14 protein-coding genes are annotated in these 17,579 nt (G+C 63.8%); 10 read left to right on the top strand and 4 right to left on the bottom strand.

Translation table 11 applies throughout. The features are described 5' to 3' along the window. Window positions 1-139 precede the first annotated feature (139 nt). From leuS to PPN31114_RS18760, 10 genes are all read left to right on the top strand, one after another. Complete coding sequence (leuS, locus tag PPN31114_RS18805; RefSeq protein ID WP_150680995.1) at window positions 140-2,731, top strand: leucine--tRNA ligase; 2,592 nt, start codon at window positions 140-142, stop codon at window positions 2,729-2,731. Between the two features lie 82 nt (window positions 2,732-2,813). Next, the gene (locus PPN31114_RS18800) at window positions 2,814-3,329 is read left to right on the top strand and encodes an LPS-assembly lipoprotein LptE (RefSeq protein WP_174988202.1); all 516 of its coding nucleotides are present in this window, start codon (window positions 2,814-2,816) and stop codon (window positions 3,327-3,329) included. A 34-nt stretch (window positions 3,330-3,363) separates the two neighbouring features. Beyond that, window positions 3,364-4,443: a DNA polymerase III subunit delta gene (gene holA, locus PPN31114_RS18795; RefSeq protein ID WP_150680993.1), complete on the top strand. Its 1,080-nt coding sequence runs from the start codon at window positions 3,364-3,366 to the stop codon at window positions 4,441-4,443. Window positions 4,444-4,474: 31 nt separating this feature from the next. Then, complete coding sequence (locus tag PPN31114_RS18790; protein WP_281350999.1) at window positions 4,475-5,770, top strand: glutamate-5-semialdehyde dehydrogenase; 1,296 nt, start codon at window positions 4,475-4,477, stop codon at window positions 5,768-5,770. Window positions 5,771-5,785: 15 nt separating this feature from the next. Continuing rightward, window positions 5,786-6,412, top strand: coding sequence for a HutD/Ves family protein (locus PPN31114_RS18785; protein WP_150680991.1), 627 nt, complete (start codon window positions 5,786-5,788; stop codon window positions 6,410-6,412). 232 nt (window positions 6,413-6,644) lie between these two features. Then, window positions 6,645-7,586, top strand: coding sequence for an AraC family transcriptional regulator (locus PPN31114_RS18780; RefSeq protein WP_150680990.1), 942 nt, complete (start codon window positions 6,645-6,647; stop codon window positions 7,584-7,586). 209 nt (window positions 7,587-7,795) lie between these two features. Next, entirely contained in the window at window positions 7,796-8,239 is a 444-nt protein-coding gene (locus PPN31114_RS18775; RefSeq protein WP_150680989.1) for a (2Fe-2S)-binding protein, read from the top strand. Between the two features lie 97 nt (window positions 8,240-8,336). Beyond that, window positions 8,337-10,571, top strand: a complete 2,235-nt coding sequence (locus PPN31114_RS18770) for a xanthine dehydrogenase family protein molybdopterin-binding subunit (protein ID WP_306439739.1) — start codon at window positions 8,337-8,339, stop codon at window positions 10,569-10,571. After that, window positions 10,571-11,632 (top strand): XdhC family protein, encoded by a 1,062-nt coding sequence (locus PPN31114_RS18765; protein ID WP_150680987.1) that lies wholly within the window; start codon window positions 10,571-10,573, stop codon window positions 11,630-11,632. The genes PPN31114_RS18770 and PPN31114_RS18765 overlap by 1 nt, the downstream gene beginning before the upstream one ends. Before the next feature lie 42 nt (window positions 11,633-11,674). After that, window positions 11,675-12,730: a porin gene (locus PPN31114_RS18760; protein ID WP_150680986.1), complete on the top strand. Its 1,056-nt coding sequence runs from the start codon at window positions 11,675-11,677 to the stop codon at window positions 12,728-12,730. Window positions 12,731-13,143: 413 nt separating this feature from the next. On the opposite strand, the gene purH is transcribed toward PPN31114_RS18760, so the two are convergent. The 4 genes from purH to PPN31114_RS18740 form a co-directional block, all read right to left on the bottom strand. Continuing rightward, the gene (purH, locus tag PPN31114_RS18755; protein WP_150680985.1) at window positions 13,144-14,709 is read right to left on the bottom strand and encodes a bifunctional phosphoribosylaminoimidazolecarboxamide formyltransferase/IMP cyclohydrolase; all 1,566 of its coding nucleotides are present in this window, start codon (window positions 14,707-14,709) and stop codon (window positions 13,144-13,146) included. A 156-nt stretch (window positions 14,710-14,865) separates the two neighbouring features. Then, window positions 14,866-15,099 (bottom strand): Fis family transcriptional regulator, encoded by a 234-nt coding sequence (locus tag PPN31114_RS18750; protein WP_058376120.1) that lies wholly within the window; start codon window positions 15,097-15,099, stop codon window positions 14,866-14,868. Further along, the gene (gene dusB, locus PPN31114_RS18745) at window positions 15,096-16,124 is read right to left on the bottom strand and encodes a tRNA dihydrouridine synthase DusB (protein WP_370865896.1); all 1,029 of its coding nucleotides are present in this window, start codon (window positions 16,122-16,124) and stop codon (window positions 15,096-15,098) included. Before dusB ends, PPN31114_RS18750 begins: the two co-directional genes overlap by 4 nt. Window positions 16,125-16,202: 78 nt before the next feature. Then, the gene (locus PPN31114_RS18740; protein ID WP_150680983.1) at window positions 16,203-17,576 is read right to left on the bottom strand and encodes an FAD-dependent monooxygenase; all 1,374 of its coding nucleotides are present in this window, start codon (window positions 17,574-17,576) and stop codon (window positions 16,203-16,205) included. Between the last annotated feature and the right edge of the window lie 3 nt (window positions 17,577-17,579).

Raw genomic sequence — 17,579 nt, 5'->3', positions numbered from 1 at the left:
GCCGCCATCGCGCCGAATCCGCACCCGGCGGCGTTATAATCATCGTTTTCCCCGGATCTGCCCGACGTTACCGTGTACTGCGCCTTTGGCCGTACACCGGCAGGGCAAAGCCGAGCCGAATCCTATCCGCCGACCCATCATGCAAGAAAAATACGTTCCCGCCGACGTCGAAGCCGCCGCCCAGTCGCATTGGCAGGCTATCGATGCCTACAAGACCACCGAGCGCGCGGACAAGCAGAAATTCTATTGCGTCTCGATGCTGCCGTATCCGTCGGGCAAGCTGCATATGGGCCACGTGCGCAACTACACCATCAACGACGTGATGTACCGTCAGATGCGCATGCGCGGTTACAACGTGCTCATGCCGATGGGGTGGGACGCTTTCGGCATGCCGGCGGAAAACGCGGCAATGGCCAACAACGTGCCGCCGGCGAAGTGGACGTACGACAACATCGCCTACATGAAGAAGCAGATGCAGGCGATGGGGCTGGCGATCGACTGGTCGCGCGAAGTCGCCACCTGCTCGCCGGAGTATTACCGCTGGAATCAGTGGCTGTTCCTCAAGATGCTCGAGAAGGGCGTCGTGTATCTGAAGACGGGGACGGTGAACTGGGACCCGGTCGATCAGACCGTGCTCGCCAACGAGCAGGTGATCGACGGCCGCGGCTGGCGTTCGGGCGCGCTCGTCGAGAAGCGCGAAATTCCGATGTACTACATGCGCATCACCGATTACGCCGACGAACTGCTCGGCGATCTGGACGACCTCGGCTGGCCCGAGCGCGTGAAGGTGATGCAGCAGAACTGGATCGGCAAGAGCTTCGGCGTGAACTTCGGCTTCCCGTACGAACTCGATGGCGAGCGCAAGCTGCTGCGCGTGTTCACTACGCGTGCCGACACGATTATGGGCGTGACCTTCTGCGCGATTGCCGCCGAGCATCCGCTCGCCACGCGCTTGGCTGCCGAGCGTCCCGACTTGCAGGCCTTCATTGCCGAGTGCAAGCAGGGTGGCGTGGCCGAGGCCGACATCGCCACGATGGAAAAGAAGGGCATGCCGACGGGCTTCTTCGTCACGCATCCGATCACCGGCGACAAGGTCGAAGTGTGGATCGGTAATTACGTGCTGATGGGCTACGGCGAAGGCGCTGTGATGGGCGTGCCGGCGCACGACGAGCGTGATTTCGCGTTCGCACGCAAGTACGGCCTGCCGATCAAGCAAGTGGTGTCTGTTGCCGGCGAAACGTATTCGACCGACGCCTGGCAAGCCTGGTACGGCGAAAAGGCGGGCACGCTGATCAATAGCGGCAAGTACGACGGCCTGGACTTCGCAGCGGCCGTCGACGCAATTGCGGCCGACCTGAAGGCACAGGAAGTCGGTGACAAGCAGGTGACGTTCCGTCTGCGCGACTGGGGTATTTCGCGCCAGCGTTACTGGGGCACGCCGATCCCGATCATCCATTGCGACGCATGCGGCGCAGTGCCGGTGCCGGAGAAAGATCTGCCGGTGGTGCTGCCGGAAGACCTCGTGCCGGACGGCACGGGCAACCCGCTCGCCAAGTCTGAAGCGTTCCTCAAGTGCGATTGCCCGAAGTGCGGCAAACCGGCGCGCCGTGAGACCGACACGATGGACACGTTCGTCGACTCGTCGTGGTACTTCATGCGCTACGCCTGCCCGGATGCCGAGACCATGGTCGACGCACGCACCGACTACTGGATGCCGATGGACCAGTACATCGGCGGCATCGAGCACGCGATTCTGCACTTGCTGTACTCGCGCTTCTGGACCAAGGTCATGCGCGATCTGGGGTTGGTGACGTTCAAGGAACCGGCGCAGAACCTGCTCACGCAAGGCATGGTGCTCAACGAGACGTTCTATCGCGAAGACGACGCTGGCAAGAAGACGTGGTTCAACCCGCTCGACGTGCAAGTGCAGTTCGACGACAAGGGCCGTCCGCTGGGCGCGACGTCGAAGGCTGATGGTGGCGACGTGATCCTGGGCGGCATCGAGAAGATGTCGAAGTCGAAGAACAATGGCGTCGACCCGCAGTCGCTCATCGATCAGTACGGTGCCGACACGGCACGTCTGTTTGTGATGTTCGCGGCGCACCCGGAGCAGCAACTCGAGTGGTCGGGCGCCGGCGTCGAAGGCGCTAGCCGTTTCCTGCGTCGCCTGTGGGGCTTCGGCCAGTCGCAAGCGGCGATGCTGAGTCAGGCAGATGCGGCCATCGAGACGTCGAATGCGGCAGCGCAGGCATTGCGCCGCGAGGTGCATGGCGTGCTCAAGCAGGCTAACTACGACTACCAGCGTGTGCAGTACAACACGGTGGTGTCGGCCGCGATGAAGATGCTCAACGCCATCGAGAACGACAAGGGCGCTGCTGGCGCGGGCGCCGTGCGCGAGTGCTACGGCATCTTGCTGCGCGTGCTCTACCCGGTGGTGCCGCACGTGACGCACGGTCTGTGGGACGCGCTGGGCTATGCGGCGCAGTCGGGCGATCTGCTCGATGCCTCGTGGCCGGAAGTGGACGAAGCGGCGCTCGTGCAAGACGAAATCGAACTGGTGTTGCAGGTGGCGGGGAAAGTGCGCGGCGCGATTCTCGTGGCCAAAGACGCCTCGCGTGAAGCGATCGAACAAGCGGCACTGGCGCATGAGATGACGGTCAAGTTCGGCGAAGGTAAGCCGGTCAAGAAGGTCATCATCGTGCCGGGACGTCTCGTGAACGTGGTGGTCTGAGCCGGCAGCGACTGCCGATCCATGATTTGGTGAGAAGAGGGCACATCACGTGCAAATGACATCCGGGCAACGCAGCGCGGGTATGACGCGCAGGATTTTCGGCTGGATCGCGCTGCTGAGCTGCGCGCTGACCTTGTCGGCGTGCGGCTTCCAACTACGCGGGGCGAGCGAGTACGCCTTCAAGCGGCTGTATATCTCGGGCGGCGGTCAGATGGGCATCGACCTCAAGCGTTATATCCGTTACGGCAGCAAGGGCACCGTTGTGGTCGATGCGCCGAGCGATGCCGATGCTCGCCTTGAGATCCTGAATCAGACGCAGTCGAGAACGGCCGTCAGTCTGGATTCGACGGGACAGGCGCGCGAGTACGAAATGCGCGCCACGTTCACGTTCCAGTTGGTGACGCCGGACGGCACGCCGATCATTCCGCTGAGCACGATTCGTCTGTCGCGCAATTTGCCGTACAGCGACAGCGAAGCGACGGCGCGCGATACCGAGGCTGCCTTGCTCAATCGCGACATGCAGAAAGATGCCGTCGATCAGATCATTCGCCGCATGGAAGCCGTGAAGGCCATGCCGACGCCCACGCCGGATCACTAAGGCCATTCTGCCGACCGGACCGAACCCCAACGCCATGCAACTGCGCCCCGACGCGCTTGACGCGAATCTTGCCAAGACCCTCTCGCCGATCTACGTGATCTACGGCGACGAGAGTCTGCTCGTGCAAGAAGCGGTCGATCGGGTGCGGGCGGCGGCGCGCGCGGGCGGCTTTACCGAGCGCGACGTGCTGTCGGTCGAGCGCAGTTTCGATTGGGGGGCGCTGGCCAACGCGGGACAGTCGATGTCGCTCTTCGGCGATCGCAAATTGATCGAGTTGCGCATTCCCGGCGGCAAGCCCGGCAAAGAGGGCGGTGTGGCGCTCAAGGCGCATGCCGAAGCCGCGAGCGGCGACGTGCTCACCATCATCACGTTGCCGCGTCTCGACGCGGCAGCTACCAAGTCCGATTGGTTCACGGCACTCGATCGCGCGGGAGTGACGGTGAAGATCGACACCGTAGATCGCGCACGCTTGCCGGACTGGATCGCACAACGTTTGGCTGCGCAAGGGCAGCGCGTTGCGGCGGGTGAGTCTGGACGCCGCGTGCTGCAATTTATCGCCGACCGCGTCGAAGGTAATTTGCTAGCGGCCCATCAGGAAATTCAGAAGCTCGGCTTGTTGTACCCGGCGGGCACGCTCGAATTCGAGCAGGTGCAGGATGCCGTGCTCAATGTCGCGCGTTACGACGTTTTCAAGTTGAGCGAAGCCGTGCTCGCGGGCGATGCGCCGCGTCTCGTGCGCATGCTCGACGGCTTGCGCGGCGAGGGCGAAGCGGCACCGCTTGTGCTGTGGGCGCTGACCGAAGAGGTGCGCACGCTCGCCAAAATCACGCGCGGCATGGCCGCTGGCAAGCCGCTCGCGATGTTGCTGCGTGAATACCGCGTGTGGGGCCCGCGCGAGCGTTTGATGGAACAGGCGGCCAATCGCGCCACCCCGACCATGCTTGCGCAAGCGCTGCAATTGGCTGCGCGCCTTGACCGTCAGGTGAAAGGGTTGCGTGCCGACGGGCTGCCGGGCGACCCCTGGGACGGCATGCTGCAACTCGGCTTGCTGCTCGTGGGTGAGCGACCGCCGATGGCGCGTTCCGCGCGTGCGCCGCGTCCGGTGCACGGGTAACGCGGCGGTATCTCCCGACTTAATCGGCCCCATCGGCCGAACAGACCAAAGCAACGATATGGATATCAAAGCCTACATGCAGTCACTGGGCCAACGTGCCCGTGAAGCATCGCGCGCCATGGCGCGTGCCGACACCGCCGCGAAGAACCGCGCCTTGCTGGCCATTGCCGACGCCATCGAGCGCGACGGAGCGAAGTTGCAGGAAGTGAACCGACGCGATCTCGAACGCGCGCGCGCGAACGGGCAAGATGCCGCGTTCATCGATCGTCTGACGCTCTCCGACAAGGCACTGCGCACGATGATCGAAGGCCTGCGTCAGATCGCCGGTCTATCGGACCCGATTGGTGAAATCAGCAACGTGCGCGTGCAGCCGAGCGGCATTCAGGTGGGCCAGATGCGCGTGCCGCTGGGCGTGATCGGCATCATCTACGAGTCGCGTCCGAACGTGACCATCGATGCGGCGGCGCTATGCCTGAAGTCGGGCAATGCGACGATTTTGCGTGGCGGCTCCGAGGCGATCGAAAGCAACACTGCACTGGCGACGCTCATCGCCGAAGCACTCGCCGCGACCGGCTTGCCGGGCGACGCCGTGCAGGTGGTGAGCACGCCCGACCGGGCGGCCGTGGGTGAGTTGATCACCATGACGGAGTACGTCGACGTGATCGTGCCGCGCGGCGGCAAGAGCCTGATTGCACGCTTGATGCAAGACGCGCGCGTGCCGATGATCAAGCACCTCGACGGCATCTGCCACGTCTATGTCGATCATCGTGCCGACCCCGTGAAAGCACTGGCGATTTGCGAGAACGCCAAGACGCATCGCTACGGCACCTGCAACACGATGGAAACGTTGCTCGTCGATCAGGGCGCGGTGGACCAACTGCCGACTATCGCCCGCATGTTCCAGAACAAGCAGGTCGAGTTGCGCGGCTGCGAGCGCACCGTGGCGGCGCTCACGCAGGCGGGTATCGCAGGCGTTGTGGCCGCCACTGAGGAAGATTGGTCGACCGAGTATTTGGCGCCCGTGTTGGCGGTCAAGATCGTCGACGGCATGGCCCCGGCCATCGAGCACATCAATCGTTACGGGTCGCACCACACCGATGCGATCGTGACCGAGGATTACAGCGCGGCGATGCAATTCCTTCGCGAAGTCGATTCGGCCAGCGTGATGATCAACGCGAGCACGCGCTTCGCGGACGGTTTCGAATTCGGGCTGGGCGCGGAAATCGGCATTTCGAACGACAAGTTGCACGCCCGTGGCCCGGTGGGGCTGGAAGGGCTGACGAGTCTCAAATACGTGGTGTTCGGCCATGGCGAAGTTCGCCAGTAAGCGGGTGATCGGCGAATGAAAGCGCAAGTGCTCGGCCCGGCCGATTTTCAGAAAATGCCGTGGAAGAACGGCTTGGGGGTGACGACCGAACTGGCCGTTGCCCGTCGCCCGGGTGAAGACGGCTTCGACTGGCGCATCAGCACCGCAACGGTGGCTGCGCCGGGGCCCTTCTCCGTCTTTGCTGGCATCGACCGCTCGCTGGCGATCGTGCGAGGCGGCTCGCTGACGTTGAACGTGGAAGGCCGCGACGATGTGACGCTCACGACGCAAACGCCGCCGTACGCGTTTGGCGGCGAGCTGGCCGTGAGCAGCGCCCCGGCGCTCGACGTCGACGGCGTGCCCATCGACGACTTCAACGTCATGACGCGTCGCGCCGAGTGGCAGCACACGTTGGCGCAACACCGCCTGACGACCGACGTGGCGACGTGGGCGCTGCCAGCGCAGGCGAATAGCATCGCGTTCCTTTACTGTGCCGAGGGCGGCGTGACCGTGACGTTCGCCAATGGCGAGGCGGTGAACGTGCCGACCGGCCACGCGCTGCGTCTGGACGAGATCGGCGACATCGACGGGACCGCTTGCCAACTGCGCGCCGAAGGCACAACGCCAAGCGACGTCTTCCTGACCTGCCTGACGCGTCGCTAATCTCGTTTCTAGGGGCAGGCCTGCCGTCGCCCCGCCAAGCCCGCCAGCATCGATTCACGACGGCTGCGCGGGTTTGCCGTTCCAGCACCTACCGCCTTCCCCCCGTACTTCCCCTAGGCTGATCCGGATACTTTTCCGGCGAGCGAAACGGCATACTTTGATTTATCCGCCTATAAATCAAAGTTCCACCCATGAAACAACAATTCTCTCGATTCCAGCGAGGTCCGGTGCCATGGATCCGTTGAGCGATGTCTTGAGCGATGTGCGGGCGGATGCCGTCGTCACTGGGCGTTTCACGTTTGGTGCCCCGTGGTCGTTGCGAAAGCCTGCGTTGGAGGGGGTGCCGTTCCGGACGGCGCTGGGCGCGCCGTTCTATCTGCGGGTGGCGGGCATGGCCCCGGTCAGGATCGAACCGGGCGATTGCGTGCTGTTGCCTCACGGGCACGAACATGTGATGTGTTCGTCGCTAGACGAGCCGCCTGTCGTGTTCGAGCAGATGATGTCGGCGCAGGGCATCGAGCCGAGGCTCGACACGCCATTGGCGTTCCGCGCCGGTGGCACGGGTGAGGTCAGCGAGTTGTACACGGGGGTGGTGATGTTTCGCGAGCGGGTGAGAAACCCGTTGTTGGCATCGCTGCCGCCACTGATTCACATTCGGGCGGGCGACCCGGCGGTGCCCGCGCTGCTGACCACTACGCTAGCAGCGTTCATCGAGGAATCGATGCAGCGCGGCCCGGGTTGGCGAGTGGCCGTCGCGCGATTGGCGGACGTGTTGTTTGTCCAGATCTTGCGCGCCTATCTCGCGTCGAGCGGTGCGATGAGTACGCACTGGATGCGAGGGATGACCGACCCGCAGATGGGCCGAGCCATTGCGTCGATGCATGAGGTCCCGGCGCGTGCATGGACGGTCGCGGACTTGGCGAGCATCGCGGGCATGTCGCGCTCGAAGTTCTGCCTGCGTTTCCGCGAATTGGTGGGGGAGTCGCCGATGTCGTATCTGACGACGCATCGGATGTATCTGGCCGCCGAGCGTTTGGCGGGCGCTGGGGCGAGAATCTCGGACGTCGCCGACGCCGTCGGATACGCGTCGGAGAAGGCCTTCACAAGAGCTTTCCGCCGCTGTTATGGCCTCCCGCCACGCGAGTATCTGCGCAGTTGCGAGCTAGGCAACTAGCCGCGTCACACCGGCCGACACGCGCATGCGAAAGCACATGCGCGCTCACACGGCATCACACAGGGGTTTTCCCCGCTCTGGACGAACGGCGACCTTTTCGGGTCGGCTGGCCGTTGTTCGGCAATTTTCTCGTAGTGAGAATTCACTCGTCATCTGACAACGCGCGATAACGCGTTGCTGCGAGTGAGTCAGTCACAACGGGAGAGTCAATGGAATTCCAGCTCAACGGGCGGCCGTTCGTTTTCGAAGGAGAAGACGACACGCCGCTACTGTGGGTCATCCGCGATGCCGCGGGACTCACGGGCACCAAATACGGATGCGGCATCGGCGCCTGCGGCGCCTGCACCGTACATCTCGAGGGCGTGGCCACGCGCACGTGCGTGCTGCCGGTCTCCGCCGTCGCGGGCAAGCGCATCACGACGATCGAAGCCTTGTCGCCCACGCGCTCGCATCCCATCCAGCAGGCATGGATCGCCAACGACGTGCCGCAATGCGGCTACTGCCAGTCAGGCATGGTGATGGCCGCCGCTGCACTGCTCGATAAGCACCCGCATCCGACGGACGCGCAGATCGACGAAGCCATGACCAATCTGTGTCGTTGCGCGACGTACCACCGCATTCGGGAGGCGATCCATGCCGCTGCCAAACGCTGAGGCTAAGCGCGCCGTGTCGCGCGCTCGCCAATCACACGAAACTCAGGAAATTCACGAAAAGAAAGCAACGCACGAAGCGTACGAAGCGCAAGGCGAGATGGCATCGCCGTCACGGCGTAACTGGCTCAAGGGCATGGCGATTGCCACCGGTAGTCTGGTCATTCCGTTGTCTGCGTCGTGGCTGACTAGTCCGCAGGCGCGCGCAGCGAGTGAAGGCGCTACGGGTCATCTCATCGAAATCAACGACTGGATTCGTATCGACGCCGACGGCACGACCGTGCTGGGCTTGTCGCAATGCGAAGTCGGGCAGGGCGTGTACACCGGCCTGCCGCAGGTGCTTGCCGACGAGCTCGATGCGGACTGGCGGCGCGTGCGCGTCGAATTCGTCACTGCCCGCGATGCCTACCGCACGGCGGCTGCTAACGAAGCGTTGCAGCAGTTCGTGGGCGCCTCGATGAGCGTGACGCTCTTCTACGAGCGCTTGCGCGTTGCCGGCGCACAGGCACGCGAAGCGCTGGTGAGCGTGGCGGCGCAGCGGCTGGGTGTACGCACGACGAATTGCATCACCCGCGATGGCCGCGTGATTCACCCGCAGTCGGGCCGCTCGCTCGGCTATGGCGAGTTGGCGGCGGACGCGGCGAAAGTGCCGCTCAATCCGCATCCGCATTTGAAGAACGAAGCGGCACACGCGTTGATCGGCAAGCCGATGCCGCGCCTCGATACGCCGTCGAAAGTCGACGGATCGGCGGTCTTCGGTATCGACGTCAATGTGCCGGGCATGCTGATCGGTGCGGTGCGCATGGCGCCGACAACGGGCGGCGCCCCTGTCGCCGTGAAGAATCGCGATGACATCAAGGCACGCAAAGGCGTGCATGACGTCGTGATCGCCAAAGACGCCGTCATCGTGGTGGCCGACGACTATTGGCGCGCCAAGAAAGCGTGCGATGCGCTCGACGTCGAATGGAAGGCCGGGGCCGCAGCCGACAGCGCCGCGATTCTCGCCGAGCGTCGTGCGGCGCTGATCAACGGCAAGCCCGGTATCGCTACCGACATCGGCGACGCCCCGGCGATGATCGCCGCAGGCGGCAAGGTGGTCACCGGCGAGTACCACACGCCCTACATCGTGCACGCGACCATGGAGCCGGTGAACGCCACCGTCCACGTGCGCAAAAATCGCGGCGAAATCGAAGTGTGGGGGCCGATTCAAGGGCAAGACAAAGTGCGCTGGGCACTCGGTGGCATCTTCAAGCTGCCGCCTGAAAAGGTCACGGTCCACACCACGTTCCTCGGCGGCAGCTTTGGGCGGAAATACGTGCCTGACTTCGTGATTCACGCGGCCGTGGCATCCGCAGCGGTCGGTCGGCCTGTCAAAGTGATCCGTTCGCGCGAAGGCGACATGCAGCACGGCTTCTATCGGCCGTGCGCGTCGGGCCGATTCCAAGCCGTGCTCGGCAGCGACGGCTTGCCGCGTGCCATGCATCTTCGTGTGGCGGGGCAGTCGCTCTACAACGTCATCAAGAAAGAGAACTACGAGAAAGCGGGCTACGACGAGACGATGCTCGACGGGCTCTACGACCTGGCCTACGCAGTGCCGAACTTGCGCGTCGAGGGTGTCGACGTGCCGCAGCCGAACATCCCCGTGAGCTTTATGCGCTCCGTGGGCTCGACGTCCAGCGTGTTCTTTCTCGAGAGCTTCATCGATGAAATGGCCGAAGCGGCCGGTAGCGACCCGATCGCGTATCGCAAGCGTCTGCTTCGCCACGATGCCCTGGCAAGCGCCGTGATCGATACCACCGTGAAGGCGGCTGGCTGGCAGGCGAATGCCAAGCCCGGCGTTTATCGCGGCTTCGGTTACTGCACGTACACCGGGCGCGGTGCCGCGTTCTCTACGTATGTGGCGGTGGCCGTCGAGATGCGTGTCGTCGGCGATCGCTTCAAGATCGAGCGCGTCGTGTGTGGTGTCGACTGCGGCCGTGCGATCAATCCGAATCTGATTCGCGCCAACATCGAGGGCGGTATCGGCTTCGCGCTCACCAACACGTTCAAGAGTCAGATCACGTTTGCGAACGGCGGCGTCGAACAAAGCAACTTCGGCGATTACCCGCTGCTGTATCTCGTCGAGATGCCGAAGATCGAAACGGTGATCGTGCCGAGCGATCGGCCGCCGCAAGGGTGTGGCGAAGTGTCGTTGCCGCCGATGGCCCCCGCCGTCGCGCAGGCCATCAAACGGGCCACCGGCGTACGCCCCCGTTCGATGCCGCTACCGCAGACGGTCGCGGAAGCCCGCGCGCTTGGCAGTGTGGCTGCGGGACAAGGCAAAGGCAGCGTGTAATGGACGTTCTCGATGCGGAAGTTCTGGATGCCGTGTCGCGCTGGCAGTCGCAGGGCGACGAGGTGTTGCTGGCCACCGTGGCGCGCACGTGGGGCTCGGCGCCGCGGCCCGTCGGCGCCATGATGGCGCTCACCGCGCGTTGCCGGGTGGCTGGCTCGGTGTCCGGCGGATGCATCGAGGACGATCTGCTCGCCAAGGTGGCGAATGGCTTTCGCCCGGGAATACGTCCTCATGTGCAGACTTACGGCCTCACCGCCGACGAGGCGCATCGCTTCGGTCTGCCATGTGGCGGCACGCTCGAACTGATTCTCGAATCCGTGAGTCGGCACAGCGCGCTCGACGCCATGCGCGCAGCGATCAACGCGGGGCAACTCGGCACGCGTGAGCTCGACCTGCGCACCGGTCAGGCTTGCGTGCAGCGCGTTGCACAGCCAGCAGCGTTCTCGTACACGCCGGAGCGTCTTAGCGTTCCGTTCGGCCCGCGATGGCGAATCATCGTCATCGGCGATGGGCAACTCACGCGGCATCTCACAGCGATGGCGGTGCCGCTGGGGTATCAGGTCGTGATCTGCGATCCGCGTGAGATTCATGAGATGGCTGACGACGCGCCCGGTGCGCTGTCGCCGCACGTGACGCGAGTCAGCGAGATGCCCGACGATTTGATCGTGAGTCTGCGCCCGGATGGCAACACCGCCATCGTCGCACTCACGCATGACCCGAAGCTCGACGACATGGCGTTGCTCGAAGCACTCAAATCCGATGCCTTTTACGTCGGTGCGATCGGCTCGCACCGGAATCAGGCGTCGCGCCGCGAGCGTTTGGCGATGTTCGATCTAACACCCCCGCAGATCGAACGTTTGCATGGTCCGGTCGGTTTGCGCCTCGGCGCACGAACGCCACCGGAAATTGCGCTGGCCATTCTTGCAGAGATCACAGCGCTTCGTAATGGGACCCTCGGCGTCGTTCGAACCCTCGGCACCCTCGGCGACACCATGCGCCGTTGCACGCATCCCCCAGCGTGTGAACCCAATCCCCCCGCTGCATTGGTTCGCAGCAAATGACGGACAGGTAGTTTGGTATCCAACATAAAAATAGGGAATGTCATGAAGCACAAAGTTTGGATGGCAATGGCACTCACCGTTGCGGCGGGTTGCGCCAAGGCGGATGGTTTGCAGATTTACGGCATTTTGGACAACAGTCTGGAATACCTCACCAACGCAGGGGCTGGCGCGAACGGCAGCAAGTCGTCGTTGTTTCGAGTGAGTAACGGCTCGCAGGCACCGAACCGGTTCGGCTTCAAAGGCTCGGAGGATCTGGGCGGCGGGCTCAAAGCCATCATGCAACTCGAAGCGGGCTTCAATCTCGACACGGGGCAATTGCAGCAAGGCGGGCGCATGTTCGGCCGACAGGCTTACGTGGGGCTTCAGAACGAATGGGGCGCGGTGACGATCGGCCGCCAGAAGAACCTCATTTACGACGCGTTCCTCGAACTCGATCCGCTGTCTTACTACAGCTACTCGCTACCCGCGATGGATGCGCAGTTCGCTGGTCGCGCGGACAACTCGATCAAGTACGCAGGCAACTTCAACGGTTTCAAAGTTGCCGGACTTTTCTCCACCGGATACGACGCGACCATTGCCAACGGTGCGCAGGTGCCGGGCGAGTGGCGCGTGGGGAAGGAATACAGCGTGTCGGTCGGATACGGCAACGGTCCGCTCAATGTCTCGCTCGTGTACGACCAGCAGCAGGGCACGTCGGTCGCGACGCAGGGTGCCACGTCGCAACGCGTGGCGGCGGGCGTGAGTTACGCCATCGGCAATTTCAAGCCGTACGCGGGCTATCAGTGGTATCTGAGCAATGTGCCGGGGGTGGCCGGGCGCAACGAGTTGTACTACGCCGGGCTGCAATATCGCCCCGTGACGGAGGTCATCCTGTCCGGCGCGATCTACTACAACAACATCACGTCGGCCAATCAGCATCCGTATCTGCTCGCAGCGAACGCGGCGTATTTGTTGTCCAAGCGCACGCAGCTCTTTGCGGAAGTCGGCTTCTCGCGCAATCAGAACAACTCGAATCTTGGCGTGACCGGGTATGGGCTGAGCATCGTGCCGGGGAGCAATCAGGTCGGCGTCGCCGTGGGTCTCGCACACTACTTCTGAGGCGGCACCGTCACCGCCTCGTCGCGCGTCGTCGATCCGGGGGGATGGCGGCGCGGGAAGTGTCGGACGCGCCCGGTGTCAGGCACAGCACCGGGCGCGAAGCCGACTTGTATTAATCACAGTTTCGGCAAAAGGGCATCGCGGAGATACTGCGTTCACTGGCTCACGCAACACCGCGCTAAGCCAAACACAAGGAGAAACACCATGCCCGCAGCCCTCATGCTCGCCGCTGAATACGCCTTCCAAGGTCTGATCCTGCTCTCGTCGGCCGCCCCGCTGTTTCAATAAGCCGACCCGATGCGCTTACGGTCGGACACCATAAACAAAAGGCCGCTTCGACAATCGAAGCGGCCTTTTGCTTTGAGACGTCAGCGAACCGGGGCGCGAGCCCCAGCATCGTGATTAATTCGTGATTAATGACGGAAGTGACGCGTGCCCGTCATCAGCATGGCGACGTTACGTTCGTCGGCAGCGGCGATCACTTCGTCGTCGCGCATCGAACCGCCCGGGTGAATCACGCAGGTCGCGCCTGCATCGACCACCACGTCCAGACCGTCACGGAACGGGAAGAACGCATCCGACGCCACGGCCGAACCGTTCAGCGACAGACCGGCGTTCTGTGCCTTGATGCTGGCGATACGTGCCGAATCCACACGGCTCATCTGACCCGCGCCCACGCCCAGCGTCATGCCGCCTGCGCAGAACACGATGGCGTTCGACTTCACGTACTTCGCCACGCGCCATGCGAACAGCAGGTCTTCCATTTCCTTCGGCGTCGGATGACGCTTGGTCACCACGCGCAGTTCATGCGGGGCAACGTTCTTCGCGTCCGGCGATTGCACCAGCAGACCGCCACCCACACGCTTGAAGTCGTATTGGTTCACGCCGTCGCCCAGCGGCACTTCCAGCAAGCGCACGTTTTGCTTCGCGGCAAACACTTGCTTGGCACCTTCGGTGAACGACGGGGCCAGCAGCACTTCGACGAATTGCTTGGCCACCGATTGCGCAGCCGTTTCGTCGACTTCGCGGTTGAACGCGATGATGCCGCCGAAGGCCGACGTCGGGTCGGTTTGGAATGCCTTGGCGTACGCGTCGGCCGGCGTTGCTGCCACGGCCACGCCGCACGGGTTGGCGTGCTTGATGATCACGCAGGCGGGGGCGTCGAACGTCTTCACGCATTCCCACGCAGCGTCGGCATCGGCGATGTTGTTGTACGACAGTTCCTTGCCTTGCAACTGGCGATAGTTCGCGAGCGAACCGGCCGGCGTGGTGATGTCGCGATAGAACGCGGCGCTTTGGTGCGGGTTCTCGCCGTAACGCATGTCCTGCACCTTCGTGTAGGCCAGGTTGAGCGTTGCGGGGTAGGCCGCGCGCTCGCTGTGACGCAGCGACTCGCCCAGGCTCGTCAGATAGTTGGTGATCGCACCATCGTATTGCGCCGTGTGCGCAAACACCTTCGTCGCCAGACGGAAGTTCGTGGTGTAGCCCACCGTGTTGTTGTTAGCCTTCATCTCGTCGAGCACCACGGCGTAATCGGCCGGGTCGACCACGACGGTCACGTCGCGATGGTTCTTCGCGGCCGAGCGCAGCATCGTCGGGCCGCCGATGTCGATGTTCTCGATGGCGTCTTCGAGCGAGCAGTCGTCCTTGGCGATCGTCTGGACGAACGGGTACAGGTTCACCACGAGCAGGTCGATCGTCGGGATGCCGTGCTGGTCGAGCGCTGCCATGTGCTCGGGCAGGTCGCGACGCGCCAGAATGCCGCCGTGCACCTTCGGATGCAGGGTCTTCACGCGCCCATCGAGCATTTCCGGGAAGCCGGTGTAGTCGGCCACCTCGGTCACCTTGAGACCGGCGTCAGCCAGCAGCTTGGCGGTGCCGCCAGTGGAGAGAATCGACACGCCCTGTGCAGCGAGCGACTTGGCGAAGTCGACGATGCCGGTCTTGTCGGAGACGGAGATGAGAGCTTGCTTGATCATGACGGACGGTAGTGAAGCGGCAAAAACGGACAAATAGGGCGGGCAGAAACGATGGGGCGGATCTTATCGAGCTAACGAACCGAGCCTTCTACGCGCACGCCCCGGCGGGGCAGAACAGGCGTGCACATCGACGTGGCCGCCTGTCCTCGCGGGCGACTACAGCAGGCCGTGCTGCTGCAACTTCTTGCGCAGCGTGTTGCGGTTGATCCCCAGATATTCTGCGGCGAGCGACTGATTTCCATCGGCCTTGCCCAGTACGAATTCGAGCAACGGCTTTTCAACGACGGTGACAACCATATCGTAGACATCGTGTGGTACGGCGCCATCCAGATCGCGGAAATACGAATCCAGGCTGTCGCGTACGCATTGTTCTATGTTTGTTTTGCTCATGCGGCTAATAGCTCCCTCGGCGATTCTTGTTCATAGCAGAGACGGTCCGAGTGCGCCTTCTGCTGTTCGAAAAATTCGTTGACCGCAGCCAACTGGTCCTGCGTGCTGTCGAGCGTATTCATACGCTGGCGGAAAGTGGCCGCCCCCGGCAGCCCGCGCGAATACCACGCAATATGCTTGCGGGCGGTTCGCACCCCGGTGAACTCCCCGTAAAACTCGTAATGGTCTTCGAGGTGTTCGTTCATGATTTGCTGAATCTCGTCGACGCGCGGTGCGAGCGCAATTTCGCCCGTCGTGAGAAACAGTTCGATATCGCGGAACAGCCACGGCCGGCCCTGTGCGGCGCGGCCGATCATGATGGCATCCGCCCCCGTGACTTCGAGTACGTGCTTGGCTTTTTGCGCCGAGGCGATGTCGCCGTTGGCCACGATCGGAATGCGCGCGGCGGCCTTCACGGCGGCAATCGTTTCGTACTCGGCGTCGCCGTGATAAAGGTCGGCGCGCGTGCGGCCGTGCACGGTCAGCATGCTGATGCCGCAGTCTTCGGCAATGCGTGCCACGGTCAGCGCGTTCTTGTGATCGCGATCCCAACCCGTGCGAATCTTGAGCGTGACCGGCACCACATCGCCCACCGCGCCGACCACGGCCGACACAATGCGCGCGACGAGCGGCTCGTTTTGCAACAGGGCCGAACCCGCGGCCACATTGCAAACCTTCTTGGCCGGGCACCCCATGTTGATGTCGATGATCTGCGCACCGCGCTCGACGTTGTAGCGTGCTGCCTCGGCCATCATGGCCGGGTCTGCCCCGGCAATCTGCACGGAAATCGGTGCGACTTCGCCCGCGTGGTTCGCGCGGCGCATGGTCTTCTCGCTTTTCCAGAGCTGCGCGTTCGAGGCCACCATCTCCGAGACGGCATAACCCGCCCCCAGCCGTTTGCACAACTGGCGGAATGGGCGATCCGTCACGCCAGCCATGGGCGCGACGAAGAGGTTATTGCGGAGTTCGTGGGGACCGATACGCACGATGCAGAGAAACGCCGGGGGAAAAAACGAGCATTTTACTGCGAAAACCGGTCCCCGTCGCCTAAAAAATGTGCAGAATCACCCGCGTTGCCCGAACATCATCTGGCGGGCGAAGGCCGTCTTGAGCGGCGGCACAAGGTCGAGACCGGCCAGCGCCATGCCCCGCAGCACGGCCACGGGCGCGGCGTCGATGCCGAAAACGCGGGGCAGCAGGTCGGTAATGCGGATGGTCATGCCCCGGTCCGCCCGCCGCCGACGGGCAAAGGCCGCGAGGGCCGCCGGGCCGGGAACGCTAAAGACACCGCCAGCATCGCCAGTCGCGCCAGTCGTGCTGGTAGCCCCGGCGACTCCGACATTGGCAGGCGCGGCGTGCTGGCTCGGGTTGCGCGCGTCACGCACCAGCGTGTCGGCGAGGTCGAACGCGTCGCGCAAGCCGAGATTGAGCCCTTGTCCTGCTACCGGGTGAAGGGTCTGGGCCGCGTTGCCGATGGCCGCCACTCGTCCGTCGATCACGTGACCCAGGGCGTTCAGGCCCAACGGGAAGCCTGCGCGGGCGCTGATGGCAGTGAAGCGGCCCATGCGGTCGCCGAACGCCGCGTGCAGTTCTGCGAGAAAACTCGCGTCGTCCATATCGCGGCGGCGCTTGGCTTGCTCGTGCGCGCAGCACCACACGAGCGCGTAGCCGTGGTCTTGCGGCAACAGCGCCAAGGGGCCGTCGGACGTGAAGCGCTCCCACGCCCATCCGGCACGCGGCCGTTCGCAGGTGACGAACCCGACGAGTGCCGTCTGTCCGTAGTCGCGCGCCCGGGGGCGTGACGTCTGGCTCTCGAAAAGCCCACCCTCGGCATTGACGGCCAAGGTCGCATACAGGGTTTCGGCATGATCGTCGGCCGTGGTGCCGAGCGTGATCGTCACCTGCTGTGCGTCCTGACGCAGCGCAATGGCCTGATAAGGGCGGAAGTGATGCACGCCCGGTGCGAGCGCGCCTTGCGAGAGCGGTGTCTGGGGCGAGTGTTCGAAACGCGTGGGCGTGCGCTGCATCGCGCCGTCGAGGGCACGCATCAGCGCGCCATAGCGCACCACGTAACCGAGGGCCGGGACACCATGCTCGCGAAAATCGATCTCGGTGCTGCCGAAGCGGCGCGCTTGCGAGACGTGGATGTGGTGAATCGGCGTCGCCGCCAGGCCCGTGTCCGAACGCGCTCCGGTCGCCGCCTGTGCCGTGTGCGGCCAGGCACCGGCGCGCGCCAGAATTTCACGGCTGCCATGCGAGAGCGCCAGTGCACGCGGATCGTCGTAACCCGCTTGCGGCCCACGCGCATCGATGAGCGCCACGCGTAACTGCGGGGCGCGCTCGGCGAGCAACAGCGCCAGCGTCGTACCGACCGGACCGGCGCCGACGATGGCAACGTCGAAACGGCGCACGGGGGCCTCGGGTGTCATGTCGGTCATCGT

This window comes from Pandoraea pneumonica (assembly GCF_902459645.1).
In the GTDB taxonomy this organism is placed as follows: Bacteria; Pseudomonadota; Gammaproteobacteria; order Burkholderiales; family Burkholderiaceae; genus Pandoraea; species Pandoraea pneumonica.
Note: the sequence above shows the minus strand (reverse complement) of the source record. Positions and strands in the feature narration are given on the sequence as shown.